Source organism: Streptomyces sp. NPDC101225, from assembly GCF_044767585.1.
GTDB lineage: Bacteria > Actinomycetota > Actinomycetes > Streptomycetales > Streptomycetaceae > Streptomyces.
In genome coordinates this window covers 86,490-100,969 of sequence record NZ_JBIWOE010000026.1, presented here as the reverse complement: position 1 = coordinate 100,969, position 14,480 = coordinate 86,490, and the positions used below count along the sequence as shown (strand labels likewise).

Annotated in this window: 17 protein-coding genes and 6 tRNA genes; 9 read left to right on the top strand and 14 right to left on the bottom strand. The window is 71.5% G+C overall.

Translation table 11 applies throughout. From position 1 onward, the window contains the following. Position 1 precedes the first annotated feature (1 nt). The 5 genes from ACIRPX_RS30370 to ACIRPX_RS30350 all read right to left on the bottom strand — a co-directional run bounded on the left by ACIRPX_RS30370 (position 2) and on the right by ACIRPX_RS30350 (position 4,162). Entirely contained in the window at positions 2-874 is an 873-nt protein-coding gene (locus ACIRPX_RS30370) for a carbohydrate ABC transporter permease (RefSeq protein WP_404201155.1), read from the bottom strand. Beyond that, the gene (locus tag ACIRPX_RS30365; RefSeq protein ID WP_404201153.1) at positions 871-1,836 is read right to left on the bottom strand and encodes a carbohydrate ABC transporter permease; all 966 of its coding nucleotides are present in this window, start codon (positions 1,834-1,836) and stop codon (positions 871-873) included. The genes ACIRPX_RS30370 and ACIRPX_RS30365 overlap by 4 nt, the downstream gene beginning before the upstream one ends. A 31-nt stretch (positions 1,837-1,867) precedes the next feature. Next, a complete protein-coding gene (locus ACIRPX_RS30360) occupies positions 1,868-3,157 on the bottom strand; it encodes an ABC transporter substrate-binding protein (RefSeq protein WP_404201151.1) in 1,290 nt (429 codons plus the stop codon). Positions 3,158-3,511: 354 nt separating this feature from the next. Continuing rightward, positions 3,512-3,583: transfer RNA gene (locus ACIRPX_RS30355), tRNA-Val, on the bottom strand. Between the two features lie 87 nt (positions 3,584-3,670). Next, positions 3,671-4,162, bottom strand: a complete 492-nt coding sequence (locus ACIRPX_RS30350) for a TIGR02611 family protein (protein WP_404201149.1) — start codon at positions 4,160-4,162, stop codon at positions 3,671-3,673. A gap of 201 nt (positions 4,163-4,363) precedes the next feature. On the opposite strand from ACIRPX_RS30350, the gene ACIRPX_RS30345 reads away from it, so the two are divergent. Beyond that, entirely contained in the window at positions 4,364-4,777 is a 414-nt protein-coding gene (locus tag ACIRPX_RS30345; protein WP_004002642.1) for an SsgA family sporulation/cell division regulator, read from the top strand. A 264-nt stretch (positions 4,778-5,041) separates the two neighbouring features. After that, positions 5,042-5,602, top strand: coding sequence for a CGNR zinc finger domain-containing protein (locus ACIRPX_RS30340; protein ID WP_404201147.1), 561 nt, complete (start codon positions 5,042-5,044; stop codon positions 5,600-5,602). A gap of 63 nt (positions 5,603-5,665) precedes the next feature. Here the strand turns inward: ACIRPX_RS30340 and ACIRPX_RS30335 are convergent, their stop codons facing one another. After that, positions 5,666-5,818 (bottom strand): hypothetical protein, encoded by a 153-nt coding sequence (locus tag ACIRPX_RS30335; RefSeq protein WP_164932292.1) that lies wholly within the window; start codon positions 5,816-5,818, stop codon positions 5,666-5,668. Positions 5,819-5,972: 154 nt separating this feature from the next. Next, positions 5,973-6,416, bottom strand: coding sequence for a hypothetical protein (locus tag ACIRPX_RS30330; RefSeq protein WP_404201145.1), 444 nt, complete (start codon positions 6,414-6,416; stop codon positions 5,973-5,975). A gap of 224 nt (positions 6,417-6,640) precedes the next feature. On the opposite strand from ACIRPX_RS30330, the gene ACIRPX_RS30325 reads away from it, so the two are divergent. Beyond that, the gene (locus ACIRPX_RS30325; protein WP_404201143.1) at positions 6,641-7,162 is read left to right on the top strand and encodes a DsbA family protein; all 522 of its coding nucleotides are present in this window, start codon (positions 6,641-6,643) and stop codon (positions 7,160-7,162) included. Between the two features lie 55 nt (positions 7,163-7,217). Here ACIRPX_RS30325 and ACIRPX_RS30320 read toward each other — a convergent pair whose 3' ends face one another. From ACIRPX_RS30320 to ACIRPX_RS30310, 3 genes are read right to left on the bottom strand one after another with little or no spacing between them, the layout of a single operon-like run. Next, positions 7,218-8,042 (bottom strand): GNAT family N-acetyltransferase, encoded by an 825-nt coding sequence (locus ACIRPX_RS30320; protein ID WP_404201141.1) that lies wholly within the window; start codon positions 8,040-8,042, stop codon positions 7,218-7,220. 53 nt (positions 8,043-8,095) lie between these two features. Continuing rightward, on the bottom strand, positions 8,096-8,917 hold the full coding sequence (locus ACIRPX_RS30315) for an aminotransferase class IV (protein ID WP_404201139.1): 822 nt from the start codon (positions 8,915-8,917) through the stop codon (positions 8,096-8,098). After that, positions 8,914-9,960: a chorismate-binding protein gene (locus tag ACIRPX_RS30310; RefSeq protein ID WP_404201137.1), complete on the bottom strand. Its 1,047-nt coding sequence runs from the start codon at positions 9,958-9,960 to the stop codon at positions 8,914-8,916. Before ACIRPX_RS30310 ends, ACIRPX_RS30315 begins: the two co-directional genes overlap by 4 nt. A 177-nt stretch (positions 9,961-10,137) precedes the next feature. Here ACIRPX_RS30310 and ACIRPX_RS30305 point away from each other — a divergent pair. From ACIRPX_RS30305 to ACIRPX_RS30285, 5 genes are all read left to right on the top strand, one after another. Further along, positions 10,138-10,210, top strand: a tRNA-Gly gene (locus tag ACIRPX_RS30305). Between the two features lie 39 nt (positions 10,211-10,249). Continuing rightward, a tRNA-Cys gene (locus ACIRPX_RS30300) sits at positions 10,250-10,323 on the top strand. 1 nt (position 10,324) lies between these two features. Next, positions 10,325-10,396 (top strand) — tRNA-Val (locus ACIRPX_RS30295). 19 nt (positions 10,397-10,415) lie between these two features. Then, a tRNA-Val gene (locus tag ACIRPX_RS30290) sits at positions 10,416-10,487 on the top strand. Positions 10,488-10,521: 34 nt separating this feature from the next. Next, positions 10,522-10,593, top strand: a tRNA-Val gene (locus ACIRPX_RS30285). A 57-nt stretch (positions 10,594-10,650) separates the two neighbouring features. Here ACIRPX_RS30285 and ACIRPX_RS30280 read toward each other — a convergent pair. The 4 genes from ACIRPX_RS30280 to ACIRPX_RS30265 all read right to left on the bottom strand — a co-directional run bounded on the left by ACIRPX_RS30280 (position 10,651) and on the right by ACIRPX_RS30265 (position 12,884). Next, the gene (locus ACIRPX_RS30280) at positions 10,651-10,953 is read right to left on the bottom strand and encodes a zf-TFIIB domain-containing protein (protein ID WP_404201135.1); all 303 of its coding nucleotides are present in this window, start codon (positions 10,951-10,953) and stop codon (positions 10,651-10,653) included. 80 nt (positions 10,954-11,033) lie between these two features. After that, on the bottom strand, positions 11,034-11,978 hold the full coding sequence (locus ACIRPX_RS30275; protein ID WP_404201133.1) for a phosphotransferase: 945 nt from the start codon (positions 11,976-11,978) through the stop codon (positions 11,034-11,036). A 237-nt stretch (positions 11,979-12,215) separates the two neighbouring features. After that, positions 12,216-12,410 (bottom strand): hypothetical protein, encoded by a 195-nt coding sequence (locus ACIRPX_RS30270; RefSeq protein WP_384265034.1) that lies wholly within the window; start codon positions 12,408-12,410, stop codon positions 12,216-12,218. Between the two features lie 198 nt (positions 12,411-12,608). Then, positions 12,609-12,884: a hypothetical protein gene (locus ACIRPX_RS30265; protein ID WP_123963928.1), complete on the bottom strand. Its 276-nt coding sequence runs from the start codon at positions 12,882-12,884 to the stop codon at positions 12,609-12,611. 196 nt (positions 12,885-13,080) lie between these two features. Here ACIRPX_RS30265 and ACIRPX_RS30260 point away from each other — a divergent pair, with 196 nt between their 5' ends. Further along, entirely contained in the window at positions 13,081-14,454 is a 1,374-nt protein-coding gene (locus ACIRPX_RS30260) for a protein kinase (protein ID WP_404201214.1), read from the top strand. Positions 14,455-14,480 lie beyond the last annotated feature (26 nt).

Genomic DNA, 14,480 nt, shown 5'->3' with positions numbered 1-14,480 from the left:
CCTAGCCCTTCAGTCCGGAGGTCGCCATGCCGTCGATCAGATAGCGCTGGAAGGTCAGGAAGAACAGCAGGACGGGCAGCAGCGCGACCAGCGACATCGCGATGAGGCCGCCGTAGTTGGACGCGACGCCGTCGGAGTCGCGGAACATCATCATGCCGAGGGAGACGGTGTACTTGCCGGGCTCGTTGAGGTAGATCAGCGGGCCCATGAAGTCGTTCCAGGCGTTGATGAAGGTGAAGATGGCGCTGGTGATGAGTGCGGGCCGGCACAGCGGCAGCACGATCGACCAGTAGATCCTCAGGTGCCCGCAGCCGTCGAGGCGCGCCGCCTCGTCCAGCTCCCTGGGCAGGTTCCGCATGAACTGCACCATGAGGAAGACGAAGAAGGCCTCGGTGGCCAGGTACTTGCCGAGCAGCAGCGGTACGTAGGTGTTGATCAGCTCCAGCTTCTGGAACAGCACGTACTGCGGGATCAGCAGCACGTGGTACGGCAGCAGGAGCGTGCCGATCATCAGCGAGAACAGCAGGTTGCGGCCCACGAAGCGGATCTTGGCGAAGGCGTACGCGGTCAGCGAGCAGGAGACGAGGATGCCGACGACGGCGCCGCCCGCGTAGAGCAGCGAGTTCTGGAAGAAGGTCCGGATGGGGATGTCGGCGATCCCGTCGGCCAGGCCCCTGAAGTTCTCCAGGATCGGATGTGCGGGAAACAGCTGCAGGCTGTTGATGATGTCCTTGCTCGGCTTGAACGACGCGCCGATCACCCACACCACGGGATACAGGACGACCGCGAGCACCAGCAGCGAGCCGAGGTGCCACACGAGCGAGCCGGTCCGCCCACGGCTACGGGACAGGGGCCTGGTGGTGGTCGCGCTCATCGGGCGTCCTCCGCGTCGTTCTCGTAGTGCACCCACTTCTTCTGCGACCAGAACAGGACGGCGGTCACCAGGGCGACGGCGATCAGCAGCATCCAGGCCATCGCGGAGGCGAAGCCCATCTGGGCGTTCTTGAAGCCCTGCTGGTAGAGGTAGCAGGTGTAGACGAGCGTGGCGTCGGCCGGACCGCAGTACGTGTTGGAGACGACGTAGGCGGAACCGAAGATCTGGAACGAATGGATGGTCTCCAGCAGGACGTTGAAGAACAGCACCGGCGAGATCATCGGCAGCGTGACGCTCCAGAACTTGCGCAACGCCCCGGCACCGTCCAGCTCGGCGGCCTCGTACAGCTCCTTCGGCACCTGTTTCAGGCCCGCGAGGAAGATGACCATGGGGGCGCCGAACTGCCAGACGGTGAGCGCGACCAGGCAGTAGAGGATCCAGTCGGGGTTGCCGACCCAGCCGCCGGCATGGACGCCGAGGAGCGACATCGCGCGGTCGACGACGGCGTGGTCGGAGAAGAGCGACCGCCAGACGAAGGCGACGGAGACGCTCGCGCCGATGAGCGAGGGGGCGTAGAACGCGGCCCGGTAGAAGGCCTGCCCGCGCCGGCTCTGGGCGAGCAGCAGGGCGACCCCGAGGGCGAGCAGCAGCTTCAGCGGGGTGCCGATGATGACGTACTTGGCCGTCACCTCGACCGACTTCTGCCACCGCGGGTCGTCGAACATCCTGGTGAAGTTGTCGAGCCCGATCCACTTCGGGGTGCTGAAGAGGTTGTAGTCGGTGAACGCGAAGTAGAGCGAGGCGACCATGGGGCCCGCGGTCAGGAGCAGGAAGCCCGCGATCCACGGGGACATGAAGAGATAGCCGGCGAGGTTCTCCCGGCGCCCCCGCCGCCGGGAGGCGGCGGGGGCGCCGGAGCCGACGGCGCGGGTGGCGGGCGGTGAGTCCTTGACGAGCGTCATGGTGCTTCCCCATCGGTTCCGTCAGGTCCGGTCAGGCCTGGAAGGCGGCCTGCGACTCGTCGAAGAACTGCTTGACCGCATCGGAGGTCCTGGTCTTGCCCAGGCCCAGGTCGCCGCCGATGCGCAGGAAGGCGGCCTCGATGGTGTCGGCGCCGGAGGGATGCGGGGTGATCGTGCCGAGCACGCCGGCCTTGGCGGTGTCGCTCTCGTACTGCGCGATCTCCTTGTTCACCGGGTCCGTCGGCCTGAAGGCGTCGTACTGGTCGGTGGAGGCGAGGATGCCGCGGTCGTAGCCCATGATCCTGCCGACCTCGGGGTCGTGGACCATGAAGTCGATGAACTGGGCGACCTCCTTGGGATGCGAGGTGCGCGCGGAGGCGCTCAGCATCAGGGAGGCCAGGTACTGGCCGGTGTGCTTGCCGTCCATGGTCGGGATGGGCGCGAGACCGTACTCGCTGTCCCCCTCGGCGGAGTAGCGGACGGTGAAGTTGTCCCAGGTGAATTCCGACGCCCCGTGCCCGGCGGAGAGCGAGGACTTGGGGGTGTCCTGCGCGACGATCTTGGGATCGGTGACGAGCCCGGCCTTCACGCGGTTGTAGCCGTCCTGCCACCACTCCGTCAGATCGGCCTTGTCGAAACCGAGCCCGTCCTTGGTGTAGAACGCCTTTCCGTTCTGCCGCAGGTACAGGTCGTACAGGTACATGATGCTGAAGTAGCCCGTGTCCCCCGCCACCTTGGTCCTGTCGTGGATGGTCTTGAGCGCTTTGAAGTAGTCGTCCCAGGTCCAGCCGGTCGCGGGCTCGACGCCGGCCTTCCGGTAGAGCTTCTTGTCGATGACCAGCGCCATGGTGTTGGAACCGACGGGGACGCCGAGCTGCTTGCCGTCGACCTGCCCGACCTTGGTGACACCCGCGCGGAAGTTGCCGAGGCTCAGATGGCCAGCGTCGATCTGCGACCCGAGATCGAGCAGAACGCTTCTCCGGTCGTACTTCCTAAGGAAAGTGACGGCGTTTTGGAAAACGTCCGGGGGATTTCCGCCCGAGGCCTGCGTCTGGAACTTCTCCCAGAATGACGCGTAGTCCTGGAAGTCCGTCTTCACCTTGATCTTCGGGTACTTCTTCTCGAAGAGCGCGACCGTCCGGTTGATCTTCTTGGCCCGCTCGTCGGCACCCCACCACGAGTAACGGATCGTCACCGTCCCGTCGGCCGACGTGCCGCTGTTGCCCCCGCACCCGGTCGTCGCGGCCAGCCCCGCCGTGGCCACCGAGGCCCCGGCCGCCTTGAGGATCGTGCGCCTGTCGACATTCCTTCTGGTTCCCACGGTCGGGCCCTCCCCGGCGTCGTCGCCCCTGCATGAATCGTTTCAAGTAAGCGCTTGCTGGCACAAGGTACGGAGGGCCCAGGAGTGCGTCAATGATTCGGACAGGAATTTCTCGCGGCCCGCGCCGGCGCAGCGGCGGCACACCGGAGGAACGCACCACCGCACGAGGGGTGTTGCCGCAGGTGACGCCCACCTGTCCGATGGGCCGAACGTCAACTGGCGCCCCGGCCGAGGAGGTTGCCCGGCCGGAACCCACCGGGGCGGCCGGCGCGGGAAACCCGGCCCGGAAGCCGTGGACGGCGCTCTCCCACGCCGACGGCCCGCCTGCTGAAGCAGACGGGCCGTCGGTCCGGGTGGGCGATACTGGGTTCGAACCAGTGACCTCTTCGGTGTGAACGAAGCGCTCTCCCACTGAGCTAATCGCCCGGGCGCAGGTAGAAGATTACCCCATGTCAGGGGGTGCCCGTGACCGGCGGGAAGCCGCACTGCACGGCGCGCCCCCGGCCCCGCCGCTCACTGGTTCTCGATGTTCCAGGGCATCGCGAAGCCGAACTTGTAGAGGTAGATACCGGCCAGGACCCCCACGATCACGAGGCCGATCACCGTGAGCGTGAGGTTGCGGCGGCGCACCTTGGGGTCGAGGGCACGCTGGGCCGCCTCGGTCACCTTGCGCTTCGTCCAGCGCAGCACGAGCTGGGCCCAGACGAACTCGGTCGCCCAGATGGCCATGCCGGCGAAGATCACGACCCAGCCGGGTCCGGGCAGCGGGAGCATGACGACGCCGGCGGCCACCACCGCGAGGCCGATGACGAAGACACCGACCTGCCAGCTCAGATGCAGTGCGCGGCGCCGCTTGACGAACGCGGGCGCCTTGGAGCCGAGCCCCTCGTCGCCCGGCGCCGCTTCGGCCTTCGCGCCGTCCGCGTCCGTCTCGCCCGCACCCGCTTCTTCCACCACGGCGACCTCGCCCGGCCGACCCTCGATCCCGTCACTCCCCGTATTCATGCGGCCAAACTTTACCTTACTTTAAGCAACGAGAACCAGTCACCAGAATGGTCGTACGGCGCGAACGGACCCTCGGCCGGAAGAGTTACGTAAAGACACGCAAAACACTCAGAGGGGTTTACAACGGCACCGTAGGTGGCATGTCGATTTCGCCGACGTGCGAATCCCCGAGCGCACACTGAGCGAAAGGCCCTGGCGCTTATGAACACCACGGTCAGCTGCGAGCTGCACCTGCGCCTCGTTGTGTCGAGCGAGTCCTCCCTGCCTGTCCCCGCAGGCCTGCGGTACGACACGGCCGACCCCTACGCCGTGCACGCCACCTTCCACACCGGAGCCGAGGAGACCGTCGAGTGGGTGTTCGCCCGCGACCTCCTCGCGGAAGGCCTCCACCGGCCGACGGGCACCGGCGACGTCCGAGTCTGGCCGTCGCGCAGTCACGGTCAGGGCGTCGTGTGCATCGCCCTGAGCTCTCCGGAGGGCGAGGCACTGCTGGAAGCCCCGGCGCGGGCACTGGAGTCCTTCCTGAAGCGAACAGACGCCGCCGTGCCTCCCGGCACGGAACATCGGCATTTCGATCTCGATCAGGAGCTGTCGCACATCCTGGCGGAGAGCTAGGGGCGAGGCACTCGAAGCCGCCCGGCGCCGTCGACTCGGGGTGACGGCTCGGGCCCAGGACAACTGCATACGGTACGCATCAGCGCCGCCACCGCGGATCGAGTCGCGGGGCGGCGCCGGTGTGTGTACGGGGCAAGGGCCTGGGGTGAAGGCCCCCAGGGGCAGGACCCCGGTGGCACGACCGCCCGCAGCCGGGCCGGAAGCCACTAACATCGGCCAGCAGGAGACGGGCGTCCGCCCCACCCCCAGGCCAGGGAGCTGAACGTGCTGATCACCCACGACACGCGGTGCGCGCTGGACACCGTGGTGGATCTGGTGAACACCGCGCCGGAGGACGGCGCGGCACCGGACGCACTGCCGGACGTCGCGGCTCTCGAGGACTTCGTGCGAAACCACGACATCAGCGACGTCGGGACACTCTCGGAGTTCGACCTCTCGGCCGTGCGGAAGATCCGCGGCCGGTTCGCCGCGGTCTTCGCCGCGCCGGAGGCCCGTACCGCGGCCGGACTGATCAACGAGCTCGTCGCCGCCGCGGGCACCACGCCCCGGCTGACGGACCACGACGGCTACGACTGGCATGTGCACTACTTCGCGCCCGGCGCCTCCGTCGCCGACCACCTCGCGGCGGACTGCGGGATGGCGCTGGCCTTCTTCGTCGTGGCCGGTGAGGAGGAGCGGCTGCGCCGGTGCGAGGCTCCCGACTGCCGGCGCGCCTTCGTCGATCTCTCCCGCAACCGCTCGCGGCGGTACTGCGACAGCCGCACCTGCGGAAACCGGCTGCATGTGGCCGCCTACCGGGCGCGGCGCAAGGAGGCGGCCGGCTGACGGCCGGACCGGACGGAGCGCGACGTGGCCCCGGCGGGTGACGCCGGGGACCACGGGTACGGCTCACAGCAACAGCAGGTCGTGCAGCGCAGCCATGAGGAGCAGACACCCGATCACCGCTAGGAAGATCATCAGCGGTGGCTGGGAAAGGGCGAAAAGGCATCCGCGCGGCTCATCCTTCGGCGGCGCGGCATCGCTCTGTGTCGTGTCCAGCATCTCGCGGCGATGATGACGCAGACGACGGGCTCTGCGCGATCAACACGCAGGGATTGAACGGCAGTTCTCCGGATTGGTTGAAGTCGGGTACAGGTCGTGACCGCTTCGTCGCACAGCCTTGATCCACTGTGTCGTTTCAGTCGTCATGCGCAGGTCATATGCCGTGCTTCTTCAGGATGGCCTCGATGTCGCTGAAGTCGTCCGCGGCCTGGCCGCGGGGTGCGCTCTCGGGCTTGCCCGCCGCACGGGTGCCGGGGCCGAGGGAGGGCGCCGACGCCGTCGGGGCGACCGCATCGCGCTGCTGCGCGGCCCTGGCCTCCTTGCGCTCCTTGCGGGTGCCGCCGCGGCGGCGCTCCACCGCACGCGTGGTGGAGAACAGCAGCCAGGCGCCGCCGAGCACGCCGAACCCCGCCCAGGCCGTCGGGCTGAAGGCGGTGTCCGCCAGCCACTGCACGACACCGGTCATGACCAGGCCGAGAGGCACCAGCGCGTAGGCGGCGATGCGGGCGGCCGAGAGGAAGCGCTTGCGGTACGCCGTGACGGCCGCGATCCCCAGGCCGGCCGCGGCGACGGCGGAACAGACGGTTTCGGCAATCATCCGGTCCTCCAGGCAGGGCTCGGTCGGGCGGCTCGTCCCTTCCATCCTGCACCGACCGGCCCCCGTGGGGCCATGCTCCGGGCGGACATCAGGGACATCTCCGGGTCGGATCATCCGCAGGTGCCGGTCACGGGCACGTGCCCGGGGGCGGAACGGGGGCGCGGAGCAGGCGGCGGGGCCGGTCCGATGGGGCCGGCCGGGGGCGGGGCTGGAAGACTGTGACCATGAGCGACTCCTCCCCCGTGCCTCCCGCCGCGCCCGTGCTCGAGGTCTGGTGCGAACTCCAGTGCCCCGACTGCCGCAGCGCCCTCGAGGACCTGCGGGCCCTGCGCGCCCGCTACGGCGACCGGCTGGAGCTGCGGCTGCGGCACTTCCCGCTGGAGAAGCACAAGCACGCCTTCGCCGCCGCGCAGGCCGCCGAGGAGGCCTTCGAGCAGGGCAGGGGCTGGGACTACGTCGAGGCGGTGCTGGAGCGGGTCGAGGAGCTGGACCGTCTGGGCGAGCCCTTCCTGGTCGCGGCGGCCGCCGAACTCGGCCTCGACGCCGACGAGTTCGACACGGCGCTGATCGACGGCCGGCACATCCTGATCGTCGACGCCGACCAGGCCGAGGGCAAGGCGATCGGCGTGACCGGTACGCCGACGTACGTCATCGGCGGCGAGCGCCTGGACGGCGGCAGGAACCGGGCGGGGCTGCGCGAGCGCGTCGAGGAGATCGCGGACCGGCTGCTCGCCGAGAGTGCCTGAGCCTCGGGGCGGCTCGCCGCGTCAAAGCAGGTTCCGCTCGGAGCAGGTTCTTGTATCAGAGCAGGTTCTTGTAGAGGACGTGGCGTGTCGTCCGGTAGCCGAGTGATGCGTAGAGCCGCTCGGCCGGGGTGTTGCCGGCGAACACGTTGAGGCCGAGGACGCGCCGGCCCGCCTCGATCGCCTGCGCCTCCGCCAGGAGCATCAGCGTACGGCCGTGGCCGTGGCCGCGATGGGCGGCGTCGGCCTCCACGTCGTAGACGTAGGCCCTCTCCTCGGTCAGTGCCACCCACAGGGTGCCCACGCGCGTGCCCTCGTGCTCGAGCACGGTGAACCGCATGCCCTCGGTGCGGAGTCCCCGCGGCAGGAGGGTCGCGTGGCCGCGCCGCGCCATCTCGTGCGCGACGGCCTCGGGCACGTCCCGCTCGATCCACACGCGCGCGTACGCCTCGGTCTCCCGGGCGATCCACGTCCCGTACTCGGCCTCGGTCATGGGGCGGCCCCGGCTGCCGGCCGGCAGGCCGGGCGGGGTGTCGCCGAGCCGCTTCTCCATGCCGCGGTTGCGGTGGACGTACCCGAGCGCGCCGGCGAGCCGCAGCGCCGCGTCGGCGTCGGCGGGCACCAGCGCCTCGATCTGCCGGCACCCCCAGCCGCGCGCCACCTCCTCCGCGGCGAGCGCGGCCACCGTGCCCCGGCCCCGGCGGCGGTCCGCATCCTCGATGCGCAGATCGAGGATGCGGGCCACGGAGTCGCCGAACTGGGGCACGGTGGCGAGGCGGACGGTGCCGACGGGGCGGCTGTTCACGCACACCTGGTAGCGGCGCGAACGCGTGCCGTCGGTGGCGCGCTGGAGCGGCTCGGTCGGCCGCAGGGTCGTGGTCATCAGGGGTGTTCTACCCACCGCGCCCGCTCGTGTCAGCCCGTTTTCCCGGCCGCTCAGGGATCTTGGTCGTGCCCGGACATCTCGGCGAAGATCCGCACGGCCTTGGCGGTCACCGGACCCGGCGCACCGGGCAGTTCGCGGCCGTCCACGCGGTGCACGGCCTGGACGTCGCGCAGCGAGGAGGTGAGGAAGACCTCGTCGGCGCGCTCCAGCACGTCCAGCGGCAGGTCGGTCTCCTTCGCGCCGGTCCACTCGGCCACCAGCGCGCGCGTGATGCCGGCGAGGCAGCCGGAGGAGACCGGCGGGGTGTGGATCTCGCCGTCGAGCACCACGAAGACGTTGGAGCCGGTGCCCTCGCAGAGCCGCCCGACCGTGTTCGCGAACAGAGCCTCGGACGCGCCGTGTTCGTGGGCCCGCGCGAGGGCGACGACGTTCTCGGCGTACGACGTCGTCTTCAGGCCGGCCAGCGCGCCGCGTTCGTTGCGCGTCCACGGGACCGTGATCACCGCGGTGGAGTCGGGGCGACGGGTGGCCTCACCGAGGGCCACGACCAGCGTCGGTCCGTGCTCACCGCGGTCGGAGCCGAGGGGACCGTGGCCGCCGGTGTAGGTGATCCGCAGCCGGCCGAAGGCCGTCGGGACCGCCTCCAGGACGGCCGCGCAGGCCCGCCGGATCTCCTCGTGATCGGGGTCGGGCAGGCCCAGGCCGCGCGCGGAACGGGTCAGCCGGTCGAGGTGCCGGGTCAGCGCGAACGGCCTGCCGTCCACCGCCTTCACGGTCTCGAAGATGCCGTCGCCCACGGTGAGCCCGTGGTCGAAGACGGAGACGCGGGCGGTCTCGATGTCCTGCAGCCCGCCGTCGAGCCAGATCTTCACGTCGTGATTCCCTCTCCACTCACCGCGTACGCCCCCGACGCTACCGCGAGCAGCCGGGCCGCCTTCAGCTCGGTCTCGCGCCACTCGGCCTCGGGGTCGGAACCCCAGGTGATGCCCGCTCCGGTGCCGAAGCGCAGCACGCCCTGCGCGCGGTCGATCCAGAAGGTACGGATGCCGACGGCCAGCTCGGCGGTTCCCCGGTCGGCGTCGACCCAGCCGATGGCGCCGCAGTACGGGCCGCGCGGCGCGGTCTCCAGGGCGTCGATGATCCGCAGGGCGCTGGACTTGGGGGCGCCGGTGACCGAACCGGGCGGGAAGGCGGCGTCGAGCAGTTCCGGCCAGCCCGCGCCCTCGCGCAGCTCGCCGCGGACCGTGGAGACGAGGTGGACGAGCCCGGGATGCTTCTCCACGGCACACAGGTCCGGGACGGTGACGGAGCCGGTGGCGCAGATCCGCCCGATGTCGTTGCGGACCAGGTCCACGATCATCACGTTCTCGGCGTGGTCCTTGTCCAGCAGGTCGGCCTCGGTGCGCCCGGTGCCCTTGATCGGTCCGGACTCGACGACGCGGCCCGCGCGCCGGAGGAAGAGTTCGGGCGAGGCCGTCGCCGTCTCGACACCGTGCCGGGGCAGCCGGATCGTTCCTGCATAGGGCGCCGGGTTGCCGCGCGCCAGCACGGCGGTCAGGGCGTCCACGTCGGCGTCGGCGGCCACCGGCGCGGACAGCACCCGGCACAGGTTCGCCTGGTAGACCTCGCCGGCCGCGATGTGCTCGCGGATCCGGCGCACACCCGCCGTGTACGCCCCGCGGTCGAGCGAGGACGTCCAGTCAGCGACGGCCGGTCCGCGCCACCGCCCCGGCACCGGAGCGGGCACGGGCTCCTCCCGGACGTCCCCGAAGCGGGCGCAGGTCACCGCGCCCTCGAAGTCCGCCACGACGGCCCAGAAGCCGGTGGAGTCGAGGGCGGCGGGATCGCCGGTGACGTCGAGGAGCCCGGTGGCGACGCGGTCGCCGAAGCGGGCGAGAGGGGGCAGGTCGAGCACGGAGTCGAGTGTAGGGCGGGCGCCGTGAAGGTGACCCGGCCATGACCGTCCGGGGCCCCCGCCGCGTCCCTGAGCAGGTGCAGGGCAGCACGCTGCGTAAACGCGTTTTTGTACTGGCCCCGGAATCCGCTAGAGTTCACCACGTCGACGGGACGCGCGAGCGGACCGAAACGACAGGCGGACGTAGCTCAGTTGGTAGAGCGCAACCTTGCCAAGGTTGAGGTCGCGAGTTCGAGCCTCGTCGTCCGCTCGAAGGAACCGAGGGGATCTTCCCGAACCCCGCACTCCTGGTGGAGTGGCCGAGAGGCGAGGCAACGGCCTGCAAAGCCGTCTACACGGGTTCAAATCCCGTCTCCACCTCCAAGGACGATTAGCTCAGCGGGAGAGCGCTTCCCTGACACGGAAGAGGTCACTGGTTCAATCCCAGTATCGTCCACCGGATCTTCGGATCCCCCGCGCGATTAGCTCAGCGGGAGAGCGCTTCCCTGACACGGAAGAGGTCACTGGTTCAATCCCAGTATCGCGCACGCAGCACCCACGACCTGCTGGTCGCGGTCCCGCGGACGATTAGCTCAGCGGGAGAGCGCTTCCCTGACACGGAAGAGGTCACTGGTTCAATCCCAGTATCGTCCACACCAGGAAGCCCCCGGCCGTCTCGTACGGCCGGGGGCTTCTTCGTCGTCCGGCCGGTCAGCTGGAGAACAGCATGTGGCCGAAGCTCTTGCGCCGGTGGTGGCCGCCGTGGTGGCCGCCGTAGTGCCCACCGCCGTGGCCGCCGTGCGGGGCGCCCCAGGCGGGCGCGGGCGGGGCCGGGTACGCCTGCGGGACACCCGGGGGCGGCGGCGCGGGCGGGGCCCACTGGCCCTCCAGGCGGGTCAGCGCCTCCAGCTCGCCGTAGTCCAGGAAGATCCCCCGGCAACCGCTGCACTGCTCGATCTGAACGCCGTTGCGGTTGTACGTGTGCATCGGCGCATGGCACTTCGGACACTGCATGGTCGGCTCAACTCCTCGCCCGTCGGTCCCGCTTCGTGTCACGCCTGGACAGACTCCGTCCGGCTGCGGTCGGTTGCACCCTACGTCGCACGAGCCGGACTGAACTCCGGCGGAAGGGAGGCCATTCGGGCACATGCGTCGATCACGGACACCTCGACCTCGTCGAGGGGGCGCTCCTCCGTCACCGCCTTGGCGACGGCGCGGGCGGCCGTCTGCACGGTGAGGGCGCGGGCCGGGACGTCCAGGGCGGGCCAGGGGTCGCCGTCGGCGGGGACGGCCGGGCCGCCGGCCGCGCGGTAGGCGGCGAGGAAGCGGGCCCATGCCTCGGGCTCGAGAAGGCCGCAGGCGTACCAGGCCGCGGGGCGGGCCAGGTCCCAGGCGGGGACGCCGGTGCCGAGGTCGTCGACGTCGATGAGCAGCCAGGGGCCGTCGGGGGCGGGATGGCGCACCAGCTGGCCCAGATGGAGGTCGCCGTGGCAGAGGGTGGTGGCGTCCGGCGGGGCGGCCTCCCCGCGCGCCCAGGCGGGGAGCGCGGACCAGGCCCGCAGGACCGGGGGCGTGGCGGGGTGGGCGGGCGCGGCCGCCGTGAGCCGCGCGACGGCCCGGGCCGCCTTGGCGGGGCCCCGCATCGAGGGCAGGGCGACCGGGGCGGGGGTGCGGTGCAGACGGGCGAGCAGGGTGGCCGCGGGCTCCCAGGGTGCGGCGTCCGGGGTGTCCGGGTCGACGGGGGTGCCGTAGGGCCAGAACGTGACGAGGCGGCCGTGCGGGGCCGGCCCGACGGGGGCCGGGCCGAGCGGGGGCAGGAGGATGCCCGGGAGGCGGGTGGCGGCGGCGAGGCGGGGGGCGAGGTCGGCGAGCGCGGTGCCGGGGGCGTGGGCCTTGGCGACGGTGTCCGCGTGGCGGACGACGGTGGCGTCCGGGCGGTGGGCGAGCGTGGCCGCCGCGCAGGGGCAGGCGGTGGTGCGCGCGTGTGCCGCCGCCTCGGCCCGGGCGGCGAGGTCCGAGAGCAGGAGGGGTGTGGACACGGCGCTCCCTGGGGGCGGTACGGGGTCTCCCGCGAGGGTACGGCGAGGGGCGCGACGGGGACCGGGGGCCGACGCGGTGCGGACCCGCACGGACGGAGAACGGAGGCGGACACGGCAATGCCGGCGCAGCTCCCCAGCTGCGCCGGCATTTTTGCCGTCCGCCGCACCCCCGTCCCCACGGGGTTTCATGGGTGGATGTCCCCGCCCGGACCGCTCTTCCGGGCCTGGGGTCGCCGCTCAGCGCCCCAGCATCACGCCCACGGACGACGCCTGTGTGGCCACGGTCTCCCAGCCGTCGAAGACGAAGAAGAGCAGGGCCGCCAGGGGGAGGACCATGAGGGTCGCCACCAGCGGGTGGCGGCGGCCCGTGCGGCGGCGGAACGCGAAGCGCTCCTCGGTGCGGATCAGTGTCCGCGGTGCCGTGTGGGCCATGGTCCCTCTCCTGACCGATCTCGGTTGCCGTTGGCAGCGGCGGGTGTCTGACCTCGGGGGACGAGTGCTGCACCCGCCGCTTGACCTCAAATCTAGGCGTCCGGGCCCTGCCGCACGTCATGCCCTCGTACCGATTGCCGGGCCTCCCGGAGGATGAGCGGTGACCTGCTGCGTACTCCCCAGGGTGGAGACGTGGACCTAGGTCTCAGGGTCTTCCCGGAGGGGGCGCCCGGTGTGCCCCGCCTTTTCCGAGCTGTCCTCCCGGGGGATCGGCTGCTCGACCAGGGCAAGGACCCGGTTCGCCATGAATCGGGCCGTACGGACGACGGAGCCGCTGCGGGTGACTTCGCTCACTTCGACGACCCCTCGGCGGACCGCCGTCTCGACCCTGCGGCCCGCTCTGCTCGCCACCACCTCGTAGGTGCGGGTCGTGTCCCCCGCGTCCACCACTATCTCCACGCGATCACCCTTCACGGGCTCAATCCCCCTTCTTCGGTGGGCGGTTGGGATCATGACAGGGACAAAGTCCCCCAGTTCAGGCACTTCCTGACCACCCTTCAATTTTCGCACCCGGCACTGACAATCCGCCGGGCCGAGAGGGCGCGGCCTCTGCGCGCGGGCGGCCGTGGAAACGTAAGCTGTGGCACGTCACACGGACCGGGCAGCGGGGATGAACATGGCGATGATGCGCCTGAGGCGCGAGGACCCGCGCGTCGTCGGCTCGTTCAGGCTTCACAGGCGGCTCGGCGCGGGCGGGATGGGCGTCGTCTACCTGGGCTCCGACAAGAAGGGGCAGCGTGTCGCGCTGAAGGTCATCCGGCCGGATCTGGCGGAGGACCAGGAGTTCCGGTCGCGGTTCGCGCGTGAGGTCTCGGCGGCCCGGCGGATCAGGGGCGGATGCACGGCGCGGCTCGTCGCCGCCGATCTGGACGCGGACCGGCCGTGGTTCGCCACCCAGTACGTGCCCGGGCCCTCGCTGCACGACAAGGTGGCCGACGGGGGGCCGCTCGGCGCGGCCGACGTCGCGGCCGTGGGCGCCGCCCTGTCCGAAGGGCTCGTCGCGGTGCACGAGGCGGGGGTCGTGCACCGGGACCTGAAGCCGTCCAACATCCTGCTGTCCCCGAAGGGGCCGCGGATCATCGATTTCGGCATCGCCTGGGCCACCGGGGCCTCGACCCTCACGCATGTCGGTACGGCCGTCGGCTCGCCCGGCTTCCTCGCGCCGGAGCAGGTGCGCGGGGCCGCCGTCACGCCCGCCACGGACGTCTTCTCGCTCGGTGCGACGCTGGCGTACGCCGCCACGGCCGACTCGCCCTTCGGGCACGGCAGTTCCGAGGTGATGCTGTACCGCGTCGTCCACGAGGAGGCGCAGCTGCACGGCGTGCCGGACGCGCTGGCCCCGCTGCTGCGCGCCTGTCTCGCCAAGGACCCCGAGGAGCGGCCCAGCACGCTCCAGCTGTCGCTGCGGCTCAAGGAGATCGCCGCCCGCGAGACGCAGGGGCCGGCCGACCCGCGTCCGCCCGCGCCGCGCACCGGTGAGGCGGACCGGCCCACCGGGCGGCTCGCCGACACCTACCCGGAGCAGCAGCGCGAGCACCGCCGCCCGCCGGGTGCGCACGGCGGTCCGCCGTCCCGGGGCACGTCCACCGGTTCGCGCGGGCCCGTGTCCGCGCGCGGCGGGGCCGCCGCCCCGCGAGGCTCCGGCGCTCCGCGCGGCGGCCCGGCGTCCCAGCGCTCGGGCTCCCGGCCCACGCCCTCCTCGCGGAACACGAACCGGCAGACGACCGGCGGCCGGCCCGCGCCGCGCAGCGGGGCCGGCCGGCCGGGGCCGAGGACCACGGGGACGGGGCGGCGGCCGGCCAATCCGAGGCTGCTGCGGCAGCGGCTGTTCGTGTTCGTCGTCGTGACACTGCTCGTGGCGCTGGCCATCGCCGCCGCCCAGGGCTGCCAGGGGCCGTCCCGGGGACTCGGCGGTGAGCGCGGGGTCGTACGGCAGCAGCACCCTGTGCAGCGGGTGGGGCCGGGCGGCGCCGCGGCGGAGTAGCGGCACGGCGGGGCGGGGGCGCCGCG

What these genes read in the sequence shown, in the direction of transcription:
- ACIRPX_RS30350 (WP_404201149.1), bottom strand. Translation starts at nt 4,162, where the DNA reads ATGAATACGGGGAGTGACGGGATCGAGGGTCGGCCGGGCGAGGTCGCC.
- ACIRPX_RS30320 (WP_404201141.1), bottom strand. Translation starts at nt 8,042, where the DNA reads ATGACCACGACCCTGCGGCCGACCGAGCCGCTCCAGCGCGCCACCGAC.
- ACIRPX_RS30365 (WP_404201153.1), bottom strand. Translation starts at nt 1,836, where the DNA reads ATGACGCTCGTCAAGGACTCACCGCCCGCCACCCGCGCCGTCGGCTCC.
- ACIRPX_RS30270 (WP_384265034.1), bottom strand. Translation starts at nt 12,410, where the DNA reads ATGGCCCACACGGCACCGCGGACACTGATCCGCACCGAGGAGCGCTTC.
- ACIRPX_RS30260 (WP_404201214.1), top strand. Translation starts at nt 13,081, where the DNA reads ATGAACATGGCGATGATGCGCCTGAGGCGCGAGGACCCGCGCGTCGTC.
- ACIRPX_RS30335 (WP_164932292.1), bottom strand. Translation starts at nt 5,818, where the DNA reads ATGCTGGACACGACACAGAGCGATGCCGCGCCGCCGAAGGATGAGCCG.
- ACIRPX_RS30280 (WP_404201135.1), bottom strand. Translation starts at nt 10,953, where the DNA reads ATGCAGTGTCCGAAGTGCCATGCGCCGATGCACACGTACAACCGCAAC.
- ACIRPX_RS30370 (WP_404201155.1), bottom strand. Translation starts at nt 874, where the DNA reads ATGAGCGCGACCACCACCAGGCCCCTGTCCCGTAGCCGTGGGCGGACC.
- ACIRPX_RS30325 (WP_404201143.1), top strand. Translation starts at nt 6,641, where the DNA reads ATGAGCGACTCCTCCCCCGTGCCTCCCGCCGCGCCCGTGCTCGAGGTC.
- ACIRPX_RS30330 (WP_404201145.1), bottom strand. Translation starts at nt 6,416, where the DNA reads ATGATTGCCGAAACCGTCTGTTCCGCCGTCGCCGCGGCCGGCCTGGGG.
- ACIRPX_RS30345 (WP_004002642.1), top strand. Translation starts at nt 4,364, where the DNA reads ATGAACACCACGGTCAGCTGCGAGCTGCACCTGCGCCTCGTTGTGTCG.